Below are 21,197 nucleotides of genomic sequence, written 5' to 3'. Positions count from 1 at the left end.
GTCCATCACGCGCGGGAACCCGCGACGCCGGCGGCGAGGTCACGCACCACACGCTCGAGGCCGGGGACACCCTCCTCGGACAGGGCGCGCACGAGAGCGGAGCCCACGATCACCCCGTCGGCGTAGGCGCCGACCTCGGCGGCCTGCTCGCCCGTCGAGACACCCAGGCCGACACAGACCCGCTCGGCCCCGGCGGCGCGAGACGCGGCGACGAGGCCCTCGGCCGCGGCACCCACGGACGCGCGGGCTCCGGTGACGCCCATCGTCGACGCGGCGTACGTCCAGCCGCGGCACGCAGCGGCCGTGGAGGCCAGGCGCGCGGGCGTGGACGACGGGGCGACGAGGAAGACGCGCTCGAGGTGGTGGGCGTCGCTGGCGGCCAGCCACTCCCCCGCCTCGTCGGGCACGAGGTCGGGGGTGATGAGGCCGGCACCGCCGGCGGAGGCGAGGTCACGGGCGAAGGCCTCCACCCCGTACCGCAGGACGGGCGCCCAGTAGCTCATGACGAGCACCGGTGCCCGCTCGCCGTCGGGAGCCGAGGTGAGCTGCTCCACCGACTCCAGGACGTGGCGGATGCGGGTGCCCCCGCGCAGCGACGTCTCAGCGGCAGCCTGGATGACCGGCCCGTCCATGACGGGGTCGGAGTAGGGCAGGCCCAGCTCGATGACATCGAGGCCGGCCGCCACGGACGCGCGCAGCGCGTCGACGCAGCCGGCCCGGTCGGGGAACCCCGCGGGCAGGTAGCCGACCAGGGCGGAACGGCCGGCCGCACGGGCGGCGTCGATGGCGGTGGCGCTGGCGCGCCCCGTCGTCGTCGTCGCCGTCCCCGCCGTCGTCGTCGTTCCAGTCGTGGTGCTCACCAGCCGTTCCCTTCGCTGTCCTCGACGGGGGCAGCCACGCGCTCGGCCTCGGAGGCGACGAGGTCGGCGTCGCTCACGAGCCCGAACCAGCGGGCGGCGGTGTCGACGTCCTTGTCACCTCGGCCCGACAGGTTGACCAGCACCACGCCGTCCGGGCCCAGCTCGCGACCGGCGCGCAGCGCGCCCGCGAGGGCGTGGGCGCTCTCGATGGCGGGGATGATCCCCTCCGTGCGGCACAGGAGGCCGAAGGCCTCCATGGCCTCGGCGTCGGTAACGGGCTCGTACCGGGCGCGCCCGATCGAGGCCAGGTACGCGTGCTCCGGCCCGACGCCCGGGTAGTCGAGCCCAGCGGAGATGGAGTGGCTGTCGAGGGTCTGGCCGTCTTCGTCCTGGAGGATCATCGAACGGGCCCCGTGGAGCACACCCGAGACGCCTCCGGTGATGGACGCGGCGTGGCGGCCGGTCTCGACGCCGTCGCCAGCGGCCTCCAGGCCCAGGAGCTGGACCTGCGGGTCGTCAAGGAAGGCGTGGAAGATGCCGATCGCATTCGACCCACCGCCCACACAGGCGGCCACGAGGTCGGGCAGGCGGCCCACGCGCTGGAGCACCTGGGCGCGGGCCTCCACGCCGATCGTCCGGTGGAAGTCGCGCACCATCGCGGGGAACGGGTGCGGACCGGCGACCGTGCCGAGCACGTAGTGCGTGTCGTCGACGTGGGCGACCCAGTCACGGAAGGCCTCGTTGAGGGCGTCCTTGAGGGTGGCCGTGCCGTTGCTCACCGGCACGACCTCGGCACCGAGCAGGCGCATGCGGGCCACGTTGAGCGCCTGGCGGCGGGTGTCGACCTCGCCCATGTAGACCACGCACTCGAGGCCCATGAGCGCGGCGGCGGTGGCCGTGGCCACGCCGTGCTGGCCGGCGCCGGTCTCGGCGATGACGCGCTTCTTGCCCATGCGCTTGGTCAGGAGCGCCTGCCCCAGCACATTGTTGATCTTGTGGGAGCCGGTGTGGTTGAGGTCCTCACGCTTGAGCAGCACGCGGGCACCACCCGCGTGCTCGGCGAAGCGGGGCACCTCGGTGAGGATGCTCGGCCGGCCCGTGTACTCGCGCTGCAGCCGGTCGAGCTCGGCGGCGAAGGTCGGGTCTGCGGCGGCGCGGGAGTACTCCTCGTCGAGCTGGTCGAGCGCGGCGATGAGCGCCTCGGGCACGAAGCGCCCGCCGAACTCCCCGAAGTACGGGCCGCGGTCACCGAACCGCTCGAAGAGCAGCTGCTCGCCTCCCGGCGTGGTGGGCGCGCTCACGGCTTGCCACTGCGCGAGACCGCGCGCAGCGACGGGTGGGAGCCAGCGGCGACCAGGTCGGCCACCGCGGTGCGGGGGTCACGACCCGTGACGAGCGCCTCGCCGACGAGCACGGCGTCGGCGCCGGCCCGGGCGTGCTCGACGACGTCGTGGGCAGAGCGCACACCGGACTCGGCCACGCTGACCACCGAGTCGGGGATGCGGTGGGCGCACCGGGCGAACGTCGTCGGGTCGACCTCGAGAGTCTTGAGGTTGCGCGAGTTGACACCGATGAGCTGTGCTCCAGCGGCGACCGCGCGGTCGACCTCGTGCTCGTCATGGGCCTCGACCAGGGCGCACATGCCCAGCGAATGCACGCGCTCCACGAGGGAGACCAGCGCCTCCTGCTCGAGCGCGGCCACGATGAGCAGCACCAGGTCGGCCCCCGCGGCGCGGGCCTCCCAGACCTGGTAGCTGGAGACCACGAAGTCCTTGCGGAGCACCGGGACGTCGACGGCAGCGCGAACGGCGCGCAGGTCGTCGAGGCTGCCGCCGAAGCGGCGCCGCTCGGTCAGGACGCTGATGGCGCTGGCGCCACCGGCCTCGTACTCCTTGGCCAGCGCGGCCGGGTCTTCGATGGGCGCCAGGGAGCCCTTGCTCGGGCTCGACCGCTTGACCTCAGCGATCACCGTTACCTGGCCCCGCTCGTCGCCACCGGGCCGCAGCGCCTCCAGGGCGTTGCGCGCCGAGGGGGCTCGGCGGGCGGCTTCCTTCAGCTCGTCCAGCGACGTGGCGGCCTGGCGCTCGGCCAGGTCCTCCCGGACGCCGGCGAGGATTTCCTCCAGCACGCTCACAGAGCCAGGGTAGTCCGCGCCGAGGAGACCCCTGTCCGCTCGTCCCCGTCCGCCGCCCGTACGGCCGCTGATCGAGAGGCGTACAGCCGCAAGATCGCTACGGTGACGGCAAGGCCGCCGTCCGGCGGCGTGCACGAGACGAGGAGTCCCCATGAGTACCCAGGACCCCTACGGCGCGTCCGACGACGGCCGTCCGCAGCGCACCGGGTCCAGCCCCGACCAGGGGGCGCAGCAGCCCTCCTGGCAGCAGTCGGCACCGTCCGGCCCGGGCGGATACCCCGAGGCCCCTCAGCCGGGGTACCAGCAGCCGGCGCCCTACCAGGGCGCACCCGGCCAGCAGGGCGGCTACCCCGGATACTCCGGCTACCCCGGCCAGGGCGGCTACGACCGCCCCGCCCCGAAGAACGGCATCGGCATCGCCGCGCTGGTGCTCGGCATCCTCGCGCTGCTGTCGGGCTTCTTCGTCATCGGAGGCCTGTTCGGGCTGGTCGCGATCGTGCTCGGGTTCATCGGCACCCGCCGGGCCAAGCGCGGTGAAGCGACGAACCGCGGCATGGCGATCACGGGCATCGTGCTCGGCGCGCTGGGCGTCGTGGGCGCCGTCATCGCCATCGCCTTCTTCGGCTACATCGGCAGCCAGGCGGCGAACTGCAACGACTACCTCGCCAACAACGACGAGGTCGGCTACCAGCAGTGCCTGGCCGAGCAGCTCGGCGTGCCCGCCGACCAGCTCGACGGCTGATACTCCTCCCTGGCAGCACCGATGACGAAGGCCCCGGGCCAGCTCACCTGAGCTGGCCCGGGGCCTTCGTCGTGGAGCCTGGTCAGCGCACCGGGGTCGGCTTCCCGTGCTGCTGCGAGTGCTGCTTCTTCTTTCCCTTGCCAGCCATGACGAGGAAGGGAAGGCCCAGGAGCATCACCACGATGCCGACCCAGAACAGCCACACCATGGCCAGGACCATCGCCACCGAAGCGATGGCCGACCCGAGCAGGCCGAGGCCCGCGCCGGTCCATCCGGTCACGGAGTGGCCGTGGTCGATGTGCTGCTCGACCTCCTCGCGGCGGGCCTGCACGATCGGGTTGCTGTCGGCGTCGGTGCTCATCGGGCTCCTCGTGCTGCGGGCGGGCCCAGCCCCACCTGGCTGCGGCCCCGGGTCGGGACGTCGACCGTCACGTCGAGGTCATTCTGCCCGCTCCCGCGGCGACGCGGCGGACGACCCGTCGGCGGGTCGGTCCTCGATCGCCGCCGTGGGGTCTTCGCCGCGACTCAGGCCGTCCCACAGACCCGCGCTCGTCGGGGGCGACGGCGGAGCGGCTGCCACGCGGCGCGCCGAGGAGCCGCGGGCACCGGCTGCAGCTCCCGGAGCTTCGAACCTCTCGCTCGTGCCCCACGAACGACCAGCGACCAGGGCGATCGCTCCCGTGGCCAGCACGCCCAGCACCGGAACCAGCGCCACGAGGGGCCACGCGGTGGTGCGGGCACCCTCGACGTCGCCGACCCCCGTGGCCGCACGGGCCGCGGCCTGAGCCGCCGGGACCGGATCGAGCAGCAGCGCCACGACGGCCGCGACCGCCGCCGCTCCGGCGACCACCAGGAGCACCGCCGCCGCGACGCGACCCACCGCCCGCAGCACCGACAGCGCGAGCGCCCCCGCGACGGCCACCACCCCCAGGGCCGGCACGGCAGCCACGGCCTCGCGTCCGCTCACGGGTACCTCGGAGGCGCTGCCGCCCGGCCCCACGGGTAACGCGGCGAGCACCCACGGCTGCGTGCTCACGATGAGCACCAGAGCACCCGCCGCGAGACCGACCAGGACGACGACGGGCCGTCGTCGCCATCGAGCTCCCCCGGAAGAACGTCCGGCCGAGGCATCCGGCGCTGGGCCGGGCACCTCGTCAGGCACCGGACAGCGGGCGCAGCGCGCCGGCCCGGGCGACGGCGGCCAGGACCGCTGCCGCCTTGGCGCGCGTCTCGGCCTCCTCGCTGGCCGGCACGGAGTCGGCGACCACGCCCGCTCCCGCCTGCACCCGCGCGACGCCGTCGCGGAGCACGGCGCTGCGGATGGTGATGGCCATGTCGAGGTCACCGGCGACGTCGAAGTAGCCGGCCGTCCCGCCGTACAGGCCGCGACGCACCGGCTCCAGCTCGTCGATGAGAGCCAGCGCCCGCGGCTTCGGAGCACCGGAGAGCGTGCCCGCCGGGAAGGTCGACTGGAGGACGTCGAACGCCGTCCTCCCCTCCTTCACCTCGCCCGTGACAGTGCTGACGAGGTGCATGACGTGGCTGTAGCGCCACACCTCCATGAACTCGACCACCTCGACGGTGCCGGGACGGCACACGCGGGCAAGGTCGTTGCGGGCGAGGTCGACGAGCATGAGGTGCTCGGCGCGCTCCTTGGCGTCGGCCAGCAGGTCGGCCGCGAGCGCCGTGTCCTGCTCGGGGGTGGCGCCGCGAGGACGCGTGCCGGCGATGGGGTGGGTCATCGCCCGGCCCCCCTCGACCTTGACCAGCGACTCCGGGCTGGAGCCGACCACGTCGAAGCGGCCGCCGTCGGCGTCGGCGAACCGGAACAGGTACATGTACGGGCTGGGGTTGGTGGCCCGCAGCGCGCGGTAGACGTCGAGGGCGTCCGCGGAGCAGTCGACCTCGAACGTCTGCGAGGGCACCACCTGGAACACCTCGCCGTCGCGGATGGCCGCCTTGGCGGCCACGACGGCCGCCTCGTAGTCGGCGGCGGTGGAGGTGCGGCGCGGCTCGGCGGAAGCCGCCGCGGCCGCGGCGGCCGGGTCGAGGGTCGACACCGTGGACGGCGCCGGCTCGGCGAGCTGCCGGGTCATGGCGTCGAGGCGGATGACGGCGTCGGCCCAGGCCTCGTCGACCCGCTCGTCGGTGCCGTCGAGGTTGACCGCGTTGGCCACGAGGAGCACGGAGGAGTCGGCGTGGTCGACGACGGCGAGGTCGGTGGCCAGGCACAGGGCCAGCTCCGGCGGCTCGGTGCCCTGCGCGCGCGGCGGGTGCGGGAGATTCTCCCAGCGGCGGACGACGTCCCAGCCGAGCACGCCGACGAGGCCGCCGGTCAGCGGCGGGAGGCCGGGGATCCGCGGGGTGCGCAGGGTGGTGAGGGTCTCGCGGACGGCGACCAGCGGGTCTCCGTCGACGGGGACGCCGACCGGCGGCGTGCCGAGCCAGTGGGCCTGGCCGTCGCGCTCGGTGAGCACGGCCGCGGAGCGCGCGCCGACGATGGAGTAGCGCGACCACACGCCGCCGTGGTCGGCCGACTCCAGCAGGAACGTCCCGGTGCGGTCTCCGGCGAGCTTGCGGTAGACGCCGACCGGGGTCTCCGCGTCGGCCAGTAGGCGACGGACCACCGGGATGACGCGGCGGTCACGCGCGAGCTGGCGGAAGGTCGGCAGGTCGGGCCAGGTGGCGCCGATGCTGAGGTCGGGCGCGGGGGCGGCGGTCGCCGTCGTCGTCGTCGGGTTGTCGGTCGTGGGGTTGTCGGTGGTGGTCACGGGGCAGTCGCCTCGGCGAGGAGGGGGCGGGCGTCGAAGCAGGTCCGGTCACCGGTGTGGCACGCGCCGCCGGCCTGGTCGACCGTGACGAGGACGGCGTCCCCGTCGCAGTCGAGGCTGACGGTGCGCACGCGCTGCACGGCGCCGGAGGTGTCTCCCTTGCGCCAGTACTCGCCGCGGCTGCGGCTCCAGAACCAGCTGCGGCCGGTGGTGAGCGTGCGGTGGAGCGCTTCGTCGTCCATCCAGCCGACCATGAGCACCTCGCGGGTGTCGTGGGCCTGCACCACCGCGGCGACCAGGCCGGCGTCGTCGCGCTTGAGGAGGGAGGCGACCGTGGGGTCGAGGGCGGAGCCGGTGCTCTGCTCGCTGGAGACGGGGCTGCTCACCTCCGCATCATCCCAGTGCGGCGGGGGGTCTCGCCTCGACGGGCCCCGGCGTGCTGAGGTGTACCTCGTGAACGACGGTCAGTGGTATGGAGTTCGTGGCGTGTTCCGGTTCCGGGACGCCTACGAGGAACGGTTCACCGTGTGGCGGGCCGAGAGCATGGAGAGCGCGATGGCGCTCGCTGAGGCCGAGGCCCTCGAGTACGCCCGTGAGAGCGACGCCGGGGAGGTCACCTTCCTCGGGCTGCTGCAGGGCTACCGCATGGAGGGTGAGCCCGGGCACGGCGCGGAGGTCTTCTCGCTGGTCAGGTCCAGCGACCTGGGCACCCGCGAGTACCTCGACAGGTTCTTCGACACCGGCGACGAGCACCAGTCGGTGCTGCGCTCGGAAGCGGGCGAGACCGTCAGCTGACGGCCCGCCGACCGTGGCCTGACGGTCGGCACGCGCCGGGGTTCGAGCACTCGAACGGGGTGCCCGAACCCCGGCTCAGTGCTGCCCTGAAACCCTCGGTGCTGCCCTAAAACCCTCGGCGCCAGGGGTGGGGGTGTCGGTCCGGCGGATCGGACATCTGGCGGGCGTGTTTGGGTGGGCGTGACTCGAAGTGGTGTTAGTGTCGCGCTGACCTGAACGGACCGACGGGACGTCGACCCGGTGTCGGCGGGCTGAGCAGCAGGAGGTGCGCGATGGGCGCGTCACTGGAGCTCGCCGTCTCCACCGTGATCCTGGCGCTGCTGCCGGGCACCACCGCAGGCTGCGGGGACGAGACGCTGCAGCTGCACCTGCCGCTGGTCCGCCGCACGCGTGAGCCTTTCGCCGGGCGGTGGGCGCTGCCCGGCGGCTGGGTCACCCCCGACGAGCGCCTCAGTTCCGCCGCGCGACGCACCCTCGCCGAGACCACCGGCCTGCGCCCCAGCTACCTCGAGCAGCTCTACACGTTCGGTGCTCCGCACCGCTCCCCCACGGGCCGCGTCGTCTCGGTCGTCTACACCGCGCTGGTCCGCGCCCCCGAGGCCGCCGCCGTCGAGATCGGCGAGAACGTCAGGTGGGCCCCCGCCGACCGGCTGATGGAGACCGTCGGCGAGCTCGCCTTCGACCACGCCGAGATCGTCGACTACGCGCTGTGGCGGCTACGGACGAAGGTCGGCTACGCCGCCATCGCCCAGCACTTCCTCGGGGAGACGTTCACCCTTGCCGAGCTGCGCGGTGTGCACGAGGCCGTGCTCGGCAAGCACCTCGACCCCGCCAACTTCCGCCGCAGCGTCGCCGCTTCGGGAGCCGTCGAGGCCACCGACGAGGTCCGGTCCGGCGCGGCGCACCGCCCCGCCCGCCTCTACCGCGCCGTGCTTCCGCCCGGTGGCGCGACCGGCGGGTACCCGCCGTGGCAGTCGCGCCCCGAGCTCGGCTGACGTCCCCGCAGAACGACCGCAGCGCACCCGCCTCAGATCCCCCCAGAGCCTTTCGCAGAGCCCACCGCAGGAGAAGGAAGAGTCCCCATGGTCTCCGTCGCCATCACCCTCGGCCGGTCCGCCCCCACCAGCGCGCCCGTCAGCTCGTGCGACTCCCGGCTCGCCGCCGAGCCGTTCGCTCTCGACGCGATGCCCGGCCTGCCCGCCCCCGCGCCTGAGTACGGACCCGGCGCCTCCGTCGTCGACACCGCCCCCGCGCACACGCCGGTGCAGCAGCAGATCCCCGAGCGCTACCGCCGCATGGAGGCCGACGAGGTCCACGCGCGCATCCGCGCCGCCAAGGACGCGCTCGGCGACGCCGTCGTCGTCCTCGGGCACCACTACCAGCGCGACGAGGTCATCGCGCACGCCGACGTCACCGGAGACTCCTTCCTCCTGGCCCGCCGGAGCCTGGAGCGGCCGGAGGCGAAGTACGTCGTGTTCTGCGGCGTGCACTTCATGGCCGAGACCGCCGACCTGCTCACCCGCCCCGACCAAGCCGTCGTGCTGCCCAACCTCGCCGCGGGCTGCTCGATGGCGGACATGGCCGACCTCGACGCCGTCCAGGACTGCTGGGACCAGCTCGAGGCAGCCATCGGCCGCCCGCTCGACGTGCCTGCTGATGGGCCCGGCGAGGACGGCCTGGTCGAGGTGGTACCCGTCACGTACATGAACTCCTCCGCGGCCATCAAGGCGTTCTGCGGGGAGCACGGCGGCATCGTCTGCACCTCCTCCAACGCCACCGCGGTGCTGGAGTGGGCGTTCGCCCGCGGCCGCCGGGTGCTCTTCGTGCCCGACCAGCACCTGGGCCGCAACACCGCCAAGGCCATGGGCGTCCCGGCCGAGCTCATGCCCCTGTGGGACCCGCGCAAGCCGCTGGGCGGCAACAGCGCCCAGGCCCTCGTCGACGCGCGCGTGCTGCTGTGGCGCGGCTGGTGCTCGGTGCACCAGCGCTTCACGACGGCGCAGATCGACGCTGCCCGTGCCGCCGACCCGTCGGTGCAGGTGGTGGTGCACCCCGAGTGCCCGCAGGACGTCGTCGACGCCGCCGACCAGGCTGGCTCCACCGAGTTCATCATCAAGGCGGTGGCGGCGGCCCCGGCCGGCTCGTCACTGGCGATCGGCACCGAGATCAACCTGGTGCGCCGCCTCGCCGACGCTCACCCCGACAAGACCATCACCTGCCTCGACCCGGTGATCTGCCCCTGCTCGACGATGTACCGGATCCACCCCGGCTACCTCGCGTGGGTGCTGGAGTCCCTCGTGGAGCGCGAAGCTGCGCTGGCAGCGGGGGCTCCCGAGGCGGAGCTCGGCGCCGTGGTGAACCGGGTGGTGGTGGACGACGACGTCGCCGTGCACGCGCGGGCCGCGCTGGAGCGGATGCTGGCGGTCGTCCCGTGACGGGGTTGATGAGGACGACGACGACGGCCGCACTCGCGCCCGGGCTCGTGGCCGCACAGCCGCTCGACGTCGACGTCCTCGTCGTGGGTTCAGGCATCGCGGGGCTGACCACGGCTCTGGAGGTGCTGCGTCTGCAGCCGGGCGCTCGGGTGGCCGTGGTGACGAAGGCGGAACTCGGCGACGGCGCGACGGCGTGGGCGCAGGGCGGCATCGCTGCGGTGCTGAAGGACGACCTGGCCCCGCTCGCCCCGGGCTCTGCCAGCGCGGATGACGTGGCGCTGCACGTCGCCGACACCCTGGCTGCCGGTGACGGTCTGTGCGTGGCCGACGCTGTCGCCGTCCTCTGCGGTGCCGGAGCTGACGCCATCACGGCGCTGGAGCGGCGCGGTCTCGTGCTCGACCGGCGCCCCGACGGCACCCGAGCTCGCGGCCTCGAAGCCGCGCACTCGCGGCCGCGGATCGTGCACGCCGGAGGAGACACCACCGGCGCCCACATCGCGGCAGCCCTCGGGGCAGCGGTTCGGGCTTCGCGCGCTCTGCTGATGGAGCACACGGCGCTGGTGGCACTGGTCACCGCTGCGGGCCGCGGCACCGCCGTCACCGGGGCGCGGCTGCGCGGCCCCGGCGGTGAGGACATGCTGGTCAGAGCTGGCGCCGTCGTCCTCGCCACCGGCGGGCACGCGCAGGTCTACGCGCACACGACCACGCCGTCGGTGGCCACGGGTGATGGCTTGGCCGCCGCCGTGCGGGCGGGGGCGGTGGCCCGCGACGTCGAGATGGTCCAGTTCCACCCCACGGCCGGCGCCGGGCGCGACGGCCGGACGTTCCTCGTCTCGGAGGCCGTCCGCGGGGAAGGTGCCGTGCTGCTCGACGCTTCCGGGCGTCGCTTCACCGACGAGCTGGCCCCCCGCGACGTGGTGGCCCGCGCCTGCGCCGCCGCCATGGCCACCCAGGACGGCGCGCCCGTGCTGCTCGACGCCACGGGGATCGAGGGACTGCGGACGCGCTTCCCCGGGATCGACGCCCTGACCCGCGCCGCCGGGCTGGACTGGACCCGTGAGCCCGTGCCCGTCACGCCGGCCGCGCACTACGCGATGGGCGGCGTGCTCGCCGACCTCGACGGGCGCACCACGCTGCCCGGGCTGTGGGCCGTCGGCGAGGTCGCCTCCACCGGCGTGCACGGCGCCAACCGCCTGGCCTCGAACTCGCTGCTGGAGGGCGCGGTGTTCGGGGCGCGAGCAGCGGCAGCGATCGTCGCGGGGGCTGTCGGCGCTACCGGCACGGAAGCCGCCGCAGTGGACGACAGCGAGCTCCTCGACGTCGAGCTCCCCGCGGAGACGCTGCCCCGGACGGAGCTGCAGGCCCTGGCCTGGGAGCACGCCGGGCTGCTGCGCGACCGCGCCGGCCTGGAGCTGCTCGTCAAGACCCTCGCGGGCGCCGAAGCCGCAGCTCAGGGCTCCGACGTCGAGGCGCTCGAGAACCGGGCTCTCACCGACGTCGCAGCGCTGCTGGCCGCCGGGGCGCTGGTCCGCGAGGAGAGCCGCGGGGCGCACGCCCGCACCGATCACCCGGGTCGGCGCGAGCCGGCCCGTCACGTGCTGCTGCGCGCCGTCGCCCACCCGGCTCCCGGTGGTGACGCGTGAGCGGCTCGATCGCTGGAGCGCTGGCCGACGTCGTCGCCCGTGCCCTCGCCGAGGACGCGCCCTGGGGCGACGTCACGAGCGAGTCGCTGCTCGTCGGGCTGCCCGGCGGCCCCGCCACCACGACCGCCGTGCTGCGCGCCCGGCAGGAGGGCGTGCTCGCGGGAGTCGGCGCGTTCGCCGAAGCGCTCGCGCAGGCGTCGCGCCTGGTGGGCGTTGCTGATGCGGACGGGGCTGGAGGGGACGGGCCTGGAGGGGACGGGCCTGGCGCCGTCGTCGTCGAGGTCCTGGCCCACGACGGTGACCGCATTGTCCCGGGGCAGGTGCTGGCCCGCGCGCACGGCAGCGCCCTGGCGGTGCTGCGCGCCGAGCGCATCGCGCTGAACCTCGTGCAGCACCTCTCAGGTGTCGCGACGGCCACGGCGGAGCACGTGGCGCTGGTGGCCGCGGCGGGTGGCACCGCCCGCGTGGTCGACACCCGCAAGACCACGCCGGGGCTGCGCGCCCTGGAGCGGCACGCGGTGAGGTGCGGTGGAGGCGGCAATCACCGCTGGTCGCTGTCCGACGCGGTGCTCGTCAAGGACAACCACCTCGCCGTGCTCGCGGCGGCCGGCGGCGATGCTGACGTCACCTCGGCACTGGCCGCTGTTCGGGCCAGAGTGCCGCACACGACGTTCGTGGAGGTGGAAGTCGACAGGCTCGACCAGCTGCCCGCGGTGCTGGCCGCCGGGGTGGACGGGGTGCTCCTCGACAACTTCACCCTCGCCGACCTGCGCGCCGGCGTCGCCGCGGTGCGCGAGCACGAGCGGGCTGGTAGCCACCGAGTGCTCGTGGAGGCCAGCGGCGGGGTTCGGCGCGAGACGATCGGCGCCATCGCGTCGACCGGCGTGGACCTCGTGTCGGTGGGGGGGCTGACGCAGGCGTCGGCGGCGCTGGACGTCGGACTGGACATCGGGGACGACGCCGACGTCGCGCCCGTCCGCACCCGCACGGGCTGATGCACTACCTCGACCACGCCGCCACCTCCCCGCCGACCCGACAGGTGCTGGAGGCCGTCTGGCCCTACCTCGTGCAGGTCACCGCCAACCCGGCCTCCGTGCACACGCCCGGTCAGCAGGCACGCGAAGGCCTCGACCGGGCGCGGGCCACGGCGGCGGAGGCCCTGGGGTGTCGCGCGGGCGAGGTCGTGTTCACCTCGGGCGGGACGGAGTCCGACGGCCTCGCCGTGCTGGGTATCGCCCCCGCGGTGGTGGCAGCCCGCGGGCGGGAGCGGCACCTCGTGACCACCGCCGTCGAGCACGCCGCGGTACTCGAGCCGGCGCGTGCGCTGGAGCGGCAGGGGTGGCGGGTCGACGTCGTCGGGGTCGACGGCGAGGGGCGCGTTGATGTGTCAGCGCTGGCCGACGTCGTCACCGAACGGACCGCCCTGGTGTCGGTAATGCACGCGAACAACGAGGTCGGCACCGTGCAGCCCCTCGCGGGGCCGTCTGGTGTGGCACAGCTGTGCGCGGAGCGCGGGGTGGCGCTGCACGTCGACGCCGTCCAGAGCGCTGGGGTGCTCGACCTGCGCGAGCTGTGGGCGCTGGCCGGCGGCGCGGTGAGCGCCGTGAGCGTCTCGGCGCACAAGCTCGGCGGGCTGCGTGGATCGGGGCTGCTGGCCGTGCGGTCCGGGACGCCGCTGGAGCCTGTCGCGCTCGGAGGCGGGCAGGAGCGAGGACGGCGCTCGGGCACGGTGGACGTGGCGTCGGCCGTGGGGCTGGCGACCGCGCTGTCCGCTGCCGCGGCGCGGCGCGAGCACGAGGTGGTGCGGCTGGCGGCCCTGCGGGACCGGCTGGTGGCCGGGGTGCTGGAGATCGGTGCTGCAGCGGGTGTTGCTGCGGCGCTGACCGGTGCGCCTCCTGGGGCCGGGCGGCTGCCGGGCCACGCGTCCTTCGTGCTGCCGGGGCTGTCCGGCGAGGTGGTGCTCGCCGAGCTCGACCTGGCGGGCGTGGCGTGCTCGTCAGGATCGGCGTGCTCGGCCGACAGCGACGACGCCTCGCACGTGCTGCTGGCGATGGGCCTGGCCGAGGACGCCGCCCGCACGTCGGTGCGCGCCACGCTCGGGTGGAGCTCCACCGACGCCGACGTCGACGCCCTGCTCGACGCCCTGCCCACCGCCCTGGCCCGCGCCGGCCGCTGACGCCAACTGACGACCGCTCGGACGGAGGGGCCGGCCGCACCAGCGTCAGCCGACTCGGCGGACCGTGACGCGGTGCAACCGGAACCCCAGCATCCTCTGGAAGTGCCTGAGCCCCGGGGTCAGCGCCGCCGGGTGTGAGGTGTCGGCGAGGTGGCGGACGCCGCGCGCCGCCAGCTCGCGGGCCAGATCGGCAGTGGCGAGGTAACGGCTGTCCGAGTGCTCGGGGTCGAAACCCAGGGTGCGGAAGTACCGCAGCACGGCCCACTGCCCGGAGGCGGGGATGACGGCGAGCAGCAAGGGGGTACCGCGGGAGTCTTGAGCGACCATCCACAGCGCGTAGCCGGGGAGGTCTTCCACCTCGGGCTCCGCCGTCCGGTACACCTCGTCGGGGTGCTTGCGCTCACAGCGGCGGGCGAGCTCGAGCAACGCCTCCCGTTCACCGGGGTCAGTGACCAGCCGCGTGGTGGTGCCTCGGCGCTGTGCCGCGCGGATCTTGCGGCGCAGCGTCTGCTTAGCGCGGCCCGCCACCACGTCCTCGGGATCAGCGGGGACGGGGAGCACCGAGACACCGGTGCATGCCATGGGCACCCCGAACGACCGGCTGAGTAGCGCCGCCCGCACAGCGTCCGTCTCGGCCTCACCACAGCCGGGCCCTCGCGCAGGAAGGTCGGCTCGCAGCCGCGGAAGCCTCAGGACGGCCGCGAGAGCCGCCGCGGTACGCGCGGGATGCCTCACGGCGAAGGCCAGGGGCCCGTGTCCGGCCGCCTGGCGGTCTCCGTAGTACGCCACGAGTGACGGCTCTGACGTCGCGGCAACCAGCCGACGGCGCCCGCGCTCGAGGCGCGAGGGCGGAGCCGCGGCCGGGGCCGTCCGGTTCGCCGCGCCAGAGGTCACGACCGCGAAGGCTACGGCGGGTCGAGGGTCACCCCTGTCTACACAACGGCACGGTGATCCCTCCGAGGGCACCAGCTCGCAGCCATCAGGTGCGGGCGGGTGAGCGCTGTGACACTGCGCGAGGTTGGATGACGCCATGGAGTTCAGGAAGCTCGGACGCAGTGGTCTCAAGATCTCCGAGATCACCTACGGCAACTGGCTGACCCACGGTTCGCAGGTCGAGAACGACGTCGCGACGCAGTGCGTGCGCGCCGCCCTCGACGCCGGCATCAGCACCTTCGACACCGCGGATGTCTACGCGAACGGCGCCGCCGAGGCGGTGCTCGGTGAGGCGCTGAAGGGCGAGCGCCGTGAGTCGCTCGAGGTCTTCACCAAGGTGTACTGGCCCGTCGGCCCCCGGGGCAAGAACGACGTCGGCCTCTCGCGCAAGCACATCCTCGAAGGCATCGACAACAGTCTCGAGCGACTGGGAATGGACTACGTCGACCTCTACCAGGCCCACCGGTACGACCACGAGACGCCGCTGGAGGAGACCATCTCTGCCTTCGCGGACGTGGTCGCCGCGGGCAAGGCGCTCTACATCGGCGTCTCGGAGTGGACCGCCGACCAGATTCGTGCCGGCCAGGCCCTCGCGCAGCAGGCGGGCTTCCGCCTGATCTCCAACCAGCCGCAGTACTCGGCCCTCTACCGCGTCATCGAGGGGCAGGTCGTGCCGACCTCGCGCGAGCTGGGCCTGTCGCAGATCGTCTTCTCGCCCGTGGCGCAGGGCGTGCTGACCGGGAAGTACCTGCCCGGTCAGCAGCCGCCGGAAGGCAGCCGCGCCACCGACACCAAGGGCGGCGCACAGATGATCTCCCGCTGGATGCGCGACGACGTGCTCGCCGCCGTCCAGGAGCTCAAGCCCGTTGCCGCCGACCTCGGCCTGTCGATGGCGGCGCTTGCAGTCGCGTGGGTGCTTCAGAACGACAACGTCGCTGCGGCGATCATCGGTGCGTCGCGACCGGAGCAGGTCGCCGAGAACGTCAAGGCCTCCGGGCTGCGACTGCCGGCCGAGGTCATGACGAAGATCGACGAGCTGCTCGGCGACGTCGTCGCCACCGACCCGGCGCTGACCGCCGCCAACGCCCCGAAGGTTCGCCCCGCCTGACGGCCCCCCGCGCCCCTCCTTCTCGCACTTTCCGCGGCAAGTGCGAGAAGGAGGGGTGCCTTTGGCGCACTTTGCTCGGCAAGTGCGGAAAAGCGCGGTGCGGGGAAGCCCGGGAGACGAGTCGGGTCAGACGTGCTGCGCGGTCCAGGCGGCGTGCAGCCGCGAATACGGGCCACCGGCGTGGGCCAGCTCGGAGGCCGGCCCCACCTCCACCACGCGGCCGGAGTCGACCACGACGACGACGTCCGCCGCCTCCGCCGTCGACAGCCGGTGCGCGATCGCCACGGACGTCCGCCCGCTGAGCACGTGCTCCAGCGCGCGTTGCAGCCGCACCTCAGTGGCGGGGTCGACCGATGAGGTCGCCTCGTCGAGCACGAGCAGGTCCGGGTCGGCCAGGTGCGCCCGCGCGAGCGCGACGAGCTGACGCTCCCCCGCGCTGAGCCGCTCACCGCGCTGCCCGACGGGTGTCTCCAGCCCGTCGGGCAACTGCTCCAGCCAGCGGCTGAGCCCCAGGTCGGACAGAGCGGCGACCGCGTCGTCGTCGGTGGCGTCGGGCCGCCCGAGCCGGATGTTCTCGCCCACGGTGCTGTCGAACAGAAATCCCTCCTGCGGCACCGCGACCACGCGGCGGTGCAGCGAGGCCTCGGGCACCCGGCGCGCGTCGACGCCGGACAGCAGCACGCGACCGACATCGGGATCCACGAGCCGTGTGACGAGCCGCGCCAACGTCGTCTTGCCCGATCCTGTCTCCCCCACGACGGCGATGCGGGAACCGGCCGGCAGCACGAGGTCGACGTCGGAGAGCACCTTCCGCGACGTGCCCGGATAGGTGTAGCCGACGCCCTCCAGCCGTACCTCGACGGGCCCGGCCGGCAGTTCCACCGCGTCCGTCGGTGACGGGTCGGGCACCACGACCGGGGTGTCGATGAGCTCCACCACGCGACGCCACCCGGCGAGTGCGTTCTGCAGCTCGTTGAGCACCTCGGTGGCGGCCTGTACCGGCATGACGAACAGCCCGATGATGAAGAGGAAGGCCAGCAGCCGCCCGAGCGTGATGTCGCCGTCGACCCCCAGCAGCGTCCCGGCCACCACGACGAGCGCCAGCACGAGCCCGGACACGAAGACGCCGACCGAGAACGTCGCCGCTGTCGCCACCTGCGCCGTGACGGCCTGCTTGCGGTGGGCCTCGACGGCGGCGTCGACCGCCCGCCAGCTGCGCGCTGACGCGGCGTGCGCGCGGATGACGTCGGCGCCGACCACGGTTTCGGACACAGCCCCCAGCAGCTCGCCCATCCGCAACCGCACCTGCTGGTAGGCGCGTGTCACCGGTCGCTGCAGTCGCTCGCGCAGCAGCAGCACCGGCACGAAGCACGCCAGCACGAGCAGCGCCAGCTGCCAGGAGTAGACGAACATCAGCACCGTCGCGAGCACCAGCTGTCCGATGGACAGGACCAGCACCACCATGCCGGTCTGCAGGAACGTGGAGATGGTGTCGACGTCGGAGGTGACGCGGCTGACCAGCGACCCGCGCCGCTCCCCGCCCTGGGTCAGCACGGCGAGCCGGTGCACGTGCGCGAACGCCCGCGTCCGCAGGCTCGCCAGACCCGCCTCGGTGGCGCGGAAGAGCCGGTAGTTCACCAGCCACGAGGTGCCCATGGTGAGCAGGACGACGACGGCGGCGGCCACGGTGATGACGGCGACCCGCCCGGCGTCCACCCCTCCCGGCGCGCGCAGGCCCGAGTCGATGGTCTGCTGCACCGCTACCGGCACAACGATGCGGCCCAGCGTGGTGACGCTCGCGAACACGAGGGTGAGTCCCAGCCCCTGAGCGACCTCGGGCGCGAGCTCGCGGGCACGGGCGATCACCCCCTGGGGCTTGGGTGTCGTCGGGGACGGCACCGCAGCCGACGACGACGCCGGGGCGCCGGGAGAGGCGGTTGCGGTGCTCACGCGCGGCTCCCCTCGCCGGTCATGCTCTTACTGCTCATGTTCTCGCTGCTCATGGACTCGGCGGCACGCTGCCGCGCAGCCCGGGCGTAGGCCGAGACCAGCTCGCGGTAGCCCTCGTCACGCTGGAGCAACTCCTCGGCGGTGCCCCGGTCGACCACGCGGCCGCGTTCGAGGTGCACGACCTCGTCGGCCAGGGCGATGGTCGCCGGGCGGGAGGCGACCACCAGCACGGTGGTGCCCTGCCCGCCGTCGAACGAGGCGCCGAGCCCGTCGAGCACGGCGCGCTCGACGGCGGGGTCGAGTGCGGAGGTGGCGTCGTCGAGGACGAGCAGGCGCGGGCGCCGCACGAGCGCGCGAGCGAGCGCCAGCCGCTGGCGCTGGCCACCGGACAGGGTCGTCCCGCGCTCCCCCACGCGCGTGTCGAGGCCGTCGGGCAGGGACGCCACGAAGCCGTCGGCCTGGGCCAGGCGCAAAGCGGCCCACACGTCGTCGTCGGTGACCTCCAGGCCGAGCGCGACGTTGCCGCGGACGGTGTCGTCGAAGACGAACGTCGCCTGCGGTACGAGGGCCGCAACGCCGGCCAGCTCCCCCTCGGCAAGCTCGCGCACGTCGACACCGTCGAGCAGCACCTGCCCGGACGTCGGGTCGACGAGGCGCACGAGCAGCCCCGCCAATGTCGACTTGCCCGAGCCCGTGCCGCCGACCAGCGCGGTGGTGGTGCCGGCGGTGAGGTCGAGGTGGACGCCCGACAGCACGGGCCTCGCCGCTCTGGACCGCCCAAGAGCAGGCGCAGCGGCCGCGGCTCGGCGGCGCGCGTCGTCGTCGTCGTCCTCATCGGTGGGATCGGGGACGGGCACGGGGTGGTGGTACTCCACACCCCGCGCGGAGGGCGCTGCCGGGCTAGCGGTCCGGTCCGCGCGCAGCGTGCCCCACGGTGTCGTGGCGCTCTCCCGCAGCACCGCCTGCAGGCGCGCGTCACCGGCAACGGTGCGGGGCAACTCGGCGAGGGTCCAGCCGATGGCCCGCACCGGGAAGGCGAGCAGGCTCAGCATGTAGGCGACCTGGACGATGTCGCCGACGTCGGCGGAGCCGCTCGCCGCGCGGGCTGCGCCCACCGCCAGCACGAGCAGCGTGCCGAGCTGCGGGAGCGCCTCGATGACCGGGTCGAACGCCCCGCGGGTGCGGCCCGCGGCGATGTTGGCGTCGCGCAGGCGCGCGGCGTGCTCGGAGAACCGGGCGACCTCGCCGTCCGCCAGGCCGAGGGTCTTCACGACGAGCGCGCCCTCGAAGCTCTCGTGCGCGACGGCGGAGACCTCCCCGCGCAGGCGCTGCACGCGCCGGACCTTGGGCGACATCACGCGCGAGTACGCGGCGTTGGCCACCACCAGGGCCGGGACGACGACCAGCCCGATGCCCCCGAGCACAGGATCCGCCGCGACCATGGCCGGTCCAGCGACCCCGATGAGGACGACGACGCCCAGCGCGAAGGGAAGGATGGCCATGGCCTGCCAGGTCGCCTCGACGTCGGAGGCGGCCGTGGCCAGCAGCCGCCCCGCGGGGTGGGAGTGGTGCCAGCTCAGCGGCAGGTCGAGGTAACGGCGGGCCAGGGCCCGGCGGTAGCGGGCCTGCAGGCCGTACATGGCTGCGCCGGCGAAGATGCGCCGCAGGAGCACCCCACCCACGGTGACCAGGGCGACGGCGAGCAGCGCGGCCCCGGCGAGCCACACGTCACCCGTGGTGACGGTGCGTTGCGAGCCGGAGGTCAGGGCGGGGACGACGACGTCTTCGGTGATGCGACCGACCAGCCAGCCGCTCCCCGCGGTGCCCACGCCGTAGACGACGCTGCCGAGCACCGCCCCGGCGAACAGGCGGGGCTCCTCACGAGCGCCGCGGGCGAGGATTTTCAGACCGGGCAGGAAAGTGCCACTCGAACTCACAGGAACACCGCTCGCACGCTCACTCGATGAATCGAAACACGAGCCACCGACATCGGGGCCCGCGAGGCACCTCGCGCTGCCACGGAGCGCGATGCGGGGAACAATGATCGGGTGACAGGGCCCGACCGCGCTCACCTCACCGACCTGCTGCTCGAGGCGGGACCCGACGCTCCCACGCTGTGCGAAGGCTGGGACGCCCGCGAGCTCGCCGTGCACCTCGTGGTGCGCGACGGACGGCCCGATGCTTTCGTACCGCGGCAGCTGTCGGAGCGACTCGAGGCTCGCAGTGCCGTCCCGCCGGTGCTGGCGCGCGCCGTCGCTCACGCCGACGTCGTCGAGGCCCAGCTGCGCTCGCTGCCCTTCGCCGAGCTCGTGCAGCGGTTCCGGTCCGGTCCACCGCGGTGGACGCCGCAGGCGCTGCCGCAGCTCGAGGCCCTCGCCAACGGGCTGGAGTTCTACGTGCACGGGCAGGACCTGCGCCGCGCCGCGCCGTCGTGGGACCCCACCGACCCGGCCTCCGCCGAGGAGCTGCGCCCGGGGCAGCGCGAGGCGCTGTGGCGCAGCCTGCGTGCGGTGGCGAGGCTGGCCTACCGCCGCTCACCCGTAGGCGTCGCGCTCGTGGTGCCGGCCGGGCCGCAGGTCGTGGCGGTGCGACGAGACCGCCAGGTGGTGCTCACCGGTGAGGTGGAGGAGCTGGTGCTGCACGCCACCGGCCGCCGCGGGGCGGCGCAGGTGGAGATCAGCGGCCCGACGGACGCCGTCGCCGAGTTCTCCGCCGTGGTCCAGCAGCTCTGACCCTCCGTGATCATGGGCCTCCGCCACCCTGCGAGCTCGGAGGGTGGCGGACTCCCATGATCACGCTCGGGGGGGGTCAGCGGACGGGGTGGCCAGCCTCCGCCAGCGACGCCTTGACGTCGCCGATGGTCATCTGCCCGAAGTGGAAGACGCTCGCCGCCAGCACCGCGTCGGCCCCGGCGGCCACCGCGGGCGCGAAGTGCTCCACGGCCCCGGCGCCGCCGCTGGCGATCACCGGCACGCCGACGCGGGCGCGCACGGCGGTGAGCATCTCCAGGTCGAACCCCGCCTTGGTGCCGTCGGCGTCCATGGAGTTGAGCAGCAGCTCCCCTGCGCCCAGTTCCGCGACCCGCTCGGCCCACTCGACGGCGTCGATGCCGGTGCCGCGGCGGCCGCCATGCGTGGTGACTTCGTAGCCTGACGCTGGTGAACCAGCCGGCTGCGAGCCCTGAGGAACACGTCGCGCGTCGAGCGAGACGACGAGCACCTGGCTCCCGAACCGCTCCGCGATCTCGCGGACCAGCTCCGGGCGGGCGATGGCGGCGGTGTTGACGCCGACCTTGTCAGCACCGGCACGGAGCAGCCTGTCGACGTCCTCGGGGCTGCGGACCCCGCCGCCCACGGTGAGCGGGATGAAGACCTGCTCTGCGGTGCGACGCACGACGTCGTACGTCGTCTCGCGGTCACCGGAGGAGGCTGTGACGTCGAGGAAGACCAGCTCGTCGGCGCCTTGGGCGTCGTAGCGAGCGGCCAGCTCCACGGGGTCTCCGGCGTCGCGCAGTTCGCGGAAGTTGACGCCCTTGACGACGCGGCCGGCGTCGACATCGAGGCAGGGGATCACGCGCACGGCCAGGCTCACGTCGGCCCAGCCTAGGTCCCCACTCTCCGTGATCATGGACATCCGCCACCTCTACGGCC

20 protein-coding genes are annotated in these 21,197 nt (G+C 74.0%); 9 read left to right on the top strand and 11 right to left on the bottom strand.

The genetic code is table 11. The features are described 5' to 3' along the window. Positions 1–5: 5 nt before the first annotated feature. Genes trpA through trpC form a run of 3 tightly spaced genes read right to left on the bottom strand, consistent with a single transcriptional unit; the run spans position 6 to position 2,994 of the window. Positions 6–860: a tryptophan synthase subunit alpha gene (trpA, locus tag BXY45_RS15940; protein ID WP_109775494.1), complete on the bottom strand. Its 855-nt coding sequence runs from the start codon at positions 858–860 to the stop codon at positions 6–8. Then, positions 857–2,128: a tryptophan synthase subunit beta gene (trpB, locus tag BXY45_RS15935; RefSeq protein ID WP_109775521.1), complete on the bottom strand. Its 1,272-nt coding sequence runs from the start codon at positions 2,126–2,128 to the stop codon at positions 857–859. The genes trpA and trpB overlap by 4 nt, the downstream gene beginning before the upstream one ends. Positions 2,129–2,157: 29 nt before the next feature. Further along, positions 2,158–2,994: an indole-3-glycerol phosphate synthase TrpC gene (gene trpC, locus BXY45_RS15930; RefSeq protein ID WP_109775493.1), complete on the bottom strand. Its 837-nt coding sequence runs from the start codon at positions 2,992–2,994 to the stop codon at positions 2,158–2,160. A 151-nt stretch (positions 2,995–3,145) separates the two neighbouring features. On the opposite strand from trpC, the gene BXY45_RS24600 reads away from it, so the two are divergent. After that, positions 3,146–3,736 carry a DUF4190 domain-containing protein gene (locus BXY45_RS24600; RefSeq protein ID WP_109775492.1) on the top strand — a complete coding sequence of 197 codons (591 nt, stop codon included), beginning with the start codon at positions 3,146–3,148 and terminating at the stop codon, positions 3,734–3,736. Positions 3,737–3,818: 82 nt separating this feature from the next. Here BXY45_RS24600 and BXY45_RS15920 read toward each other — a convergent pair whose 3' ends face one another. The 4 genes from BXY45_RS15920 to hisI form a co-directional block, all read right to left on the bottom strand. Further along, positions 3,819–4,097 (bottom strand): HGxxPAAW family protein, encoded by a 279-nt coding sequence (locus BXY45_RS15920; protein WP_109775491.1) that lies wholly within the window; start codon positions 4,095–4,097, stop codon positions 3,819–3,821. Between the two features lie 78 nt (positions 4,098–4,175). Beyond that, positions 4,176–4,886, bottom strand: coding sequence for a Trp biosynthesis-associated membrane protein (locus BXY45_RS15915; RefSeq protein ID WP_281270611.1), 711 nt, complete (start codon positions 4,884–4,886; stop codon positions 4,176–4,178). A 4-nt stretch (positions 4,887–4,890) separates the two neighbouring features. Continuing rightward, on the bottom strand, positions 4,891–6,507 hold the full coding sequence (locus BXY45_RS15910; protein WP_109775489.1) for an anthranilate synthase component I: 1,617 nt from the start codon (positions 6,505–6,507) through the stop codon (positions 4,891–4,893). Beyond that, entirely contained in the window at positions 6,504–6,893 is a 390-nt protein-coding gene (gene hisI, locus BXY45_RS15905) for a phosphoribosyl-AMP cyclohydrolase (protein WP_109775488.1), read from the bottom strand. Before hisI ends, BXY45_RS15910 begins: the two co-directional genes overlap by 4 nt. A gap of 100 nt (positions 6,894–6,993) precedes the next feature. On the opposite strand from hisI, the gene BXY45_RS15900 reads away from it, so the two are divergent. From BXY45_RS15900 to BXY45_RS15875, 6 genes are all read left to right on the top strand, one after another. Further along, positions 6,994–7,302: a hypothetical protein gene (locus tag BXY45_RS15900; RefSeq protein WP_211319632.1), complete on the top strand. Its 309-nt coding sequence runs from the start codon at positions 6,994–6,996 to the stop codon at positions 7,300–7,302. Between the two features lie 272 nt (positions 7,303–7,574). Further along, positions 7,575–8,297, top strand: coding sequence for an NUDIX hydrolase (locus tag BXY45_RS15895; protein ID WP_109775487.1), 723 nt, complete (start codon positions 7,575–7,577; stop codon positions 8,295–8,297). 87 nt (positions 8,298–8,384) lie between these two features. Further along, positions 8,385–9,737 carry a quinolinate synthase NadA gene (gene nadA / locus BXY45_RS15890; RefSeq protein ID WP_109775486.1) on the top strand — a complete coding sequence of 451 codons (1,353 nt, stop codon included), beginning with the start codon at positions 8,385–8,387 and terminating at the stop codon, positions 9,735–9,737. Beyond that, positions 9,734–11,380, top strand: coding sequence for an L-aspartate oxidase (gene nadB, locus BXY45_RS15885; protein ID WP_211319631.1), 1,647 nt, complete (start codon positions 9,734–9,736; stop codon positions 11,378–11,380). The genes nadA and nadB overlap by 4 nt, the downstream gene beginning before the upstream one ends. After that, positions 11,377–12,375 (top strand): carboxylating nicotinate-nucleotide diphosphorylase, encoded by a 999-nt coding sequence (gene nadC, locus BXY45_RS15880; protein WP_245961860.1) that lies wholly within the window; start codon positions 11,377–11,379, stop codon positions 12,373–12,375. Before nadB ends, nadC begins: the two co-directional genes overlap by 4 nt. After that, the gene (locus BXY45_RS15875) at positions 12,375–13,556 is read left to right on the top strand and encodes a cysteine desulfurase family protein (RefSeq protein WP_109775484.1); all 1,182 of its coding nucleotides are present in this window, start codon (positions 12,375–12,377) and stop codon (positions 13,554–13,556) included. Before nadC ends, BXY45_RS15875 begins: the two co-directional genes overlap by 1 nt. Positions 13,557–13,601: 45 nt before the next feature. Here BXY45_RS15875 and BXY45_RS15870 read toward each other — a convergent pair whose 3' ends face one another. After that, a complete protein-coding gene (locus BXY45_RS15870; protein WP_109775483.1) occupies positions 13,602–14,450 on the bottom strand; it encodes a hypothetical protein in 849 nt (282 codons plus the stop codon). A gap of 136 nt (positions 14,451–14,586) precedes the next feature. Between BXY45_RS15870 and BXY45_RS15865 the strand changes: the two genes are divergently transcribed. Then, on the top strand, positions 14,587–15,597 hold the full coding sequence (locus BXY45_RS15865) for an aldo/keto reductase family protein (protein WP_109775482.1): 1,011 nt from the start codon (positions 14,587–14,589) through the stop codon (positions 15,595–15,597). A gap of 126 nt (positions 15,598–15,723) precedes the next feature. On the opposite strand, the gene BXY45_RS15860 is transcribed toward BXY45_RS15865, so the two are convergent. Continuing rightward, complete coding sequence (locus tag BXY45_RS15860; protein WP_109775481.1) at positions 15,724–17,547, bottom strand: ABC transporter ATP-binding protein; 1,824 nt, start codon at positions 17,545–17,547, stop codon at positions 15,724–15,726. Further along, positions 17,544–19,484: an ABC transporter ATP-binding protein gene (locus tag BXY45_RS15855; protein WP_109775480.1), complete on the bottom strand. Its 1,941-nt coding sequence runs from the start codon at positions 19,482–19,484 to the stop codon at positions 17,544–17,546. Before BXY45_RS15855 ends, BXY45_RS15860 begins: the two co-directional genes overlap by 4 nt. A gap of 111 nt (positions 19,485–19,595) precedes the next feature. On the opposite strand from BXY45_RS15855, the gene BXY45_RS15850 reads away from it, so the two are divergent. Next, complete coding sequence (locus tag BXY45_RS15850) at positions 19,596–20,279, top strand: TIGR03085 family metal-binding protein (RefSeq protein WP_109775479.1); 684 nt, start codon at positions 19,596–19,598, stop codon at positions 20,277–20,279. Positions 20,280–20,355: 76 nt separating this feature from the next. Here the strand turns inward: BXY45_RS15850 and hisF are convergent, their stop codons facing one another. Beyond that, positions 20,356–21,138, bottom strand: coding sequence for an imidazole glycerol phosphate synthase subunit HisF (gene hisF / locus BXY45_RS15845; RefSeq protein ID WP_109775518.1), 783 nt, complete (start codon positions 21,136–21,138; stop codon positions 20,356–20,358). Positions 21,139–21,197 lie beyond the last annotated feature (59 nt).

The sequence above is a fragment of the Quadrisphaera granulorum genome (assembly GCF_003149145.1).
GTDB classification, from domain to species: domain Bacteria; phylum Actinomycetota; class Actinomycetes; order Actinomycetales; family Quadrisphaeraceae; genus Quadrisphaera; species Quadrisphaera granulorum.
This window is presented reverse-complemented; position numbering and strand designations above follow the sequence as displayed.

Coding starts and splice junctions, on each gene's coding strand:
- BXY45_RS24600 (WP_109775492.1), top strand. CDS start 3,146: ATGAGTACCCAGGACCCCTACGGCGCGTCCGACGACGGCCGTCCGCAG.
- BXY45_RS15920 (WP_109775491.1), bottom strand. CDS start 4,097: ATGAGCACCGACGCCGACAGCAACCCGATCGTGCAGGCCCGCCGCGAG.
- BXY45_RS15895 (WP_109775487.1), top strand. CDS start 7,575: ATGGGCGCGTCACTGGAGCTCGCCGTCTCCACCGTGATCCTGGCGCTG.
- nadA (WP_109775486.1), top strand. CDS start 8,385: ATGGTCTCCGTCGCCATCACCCTCGGCCGGTCCGCCCCCACCAGCGCG.
- BXY45_RS15875 (WP_109775484.1), top strand. CDS start 12,375: ATGCACTACCTCGACCACGCCGCCACCTCCCCGCCGACCCGACAGGTG.
- BXY45_RS15865 (WP_109775482.1), top strand. CDS start 14,587: ATGGAGTTCAGGAAGCTCGGACGCAGTGGTCTCAAGATCTCCGAGATC.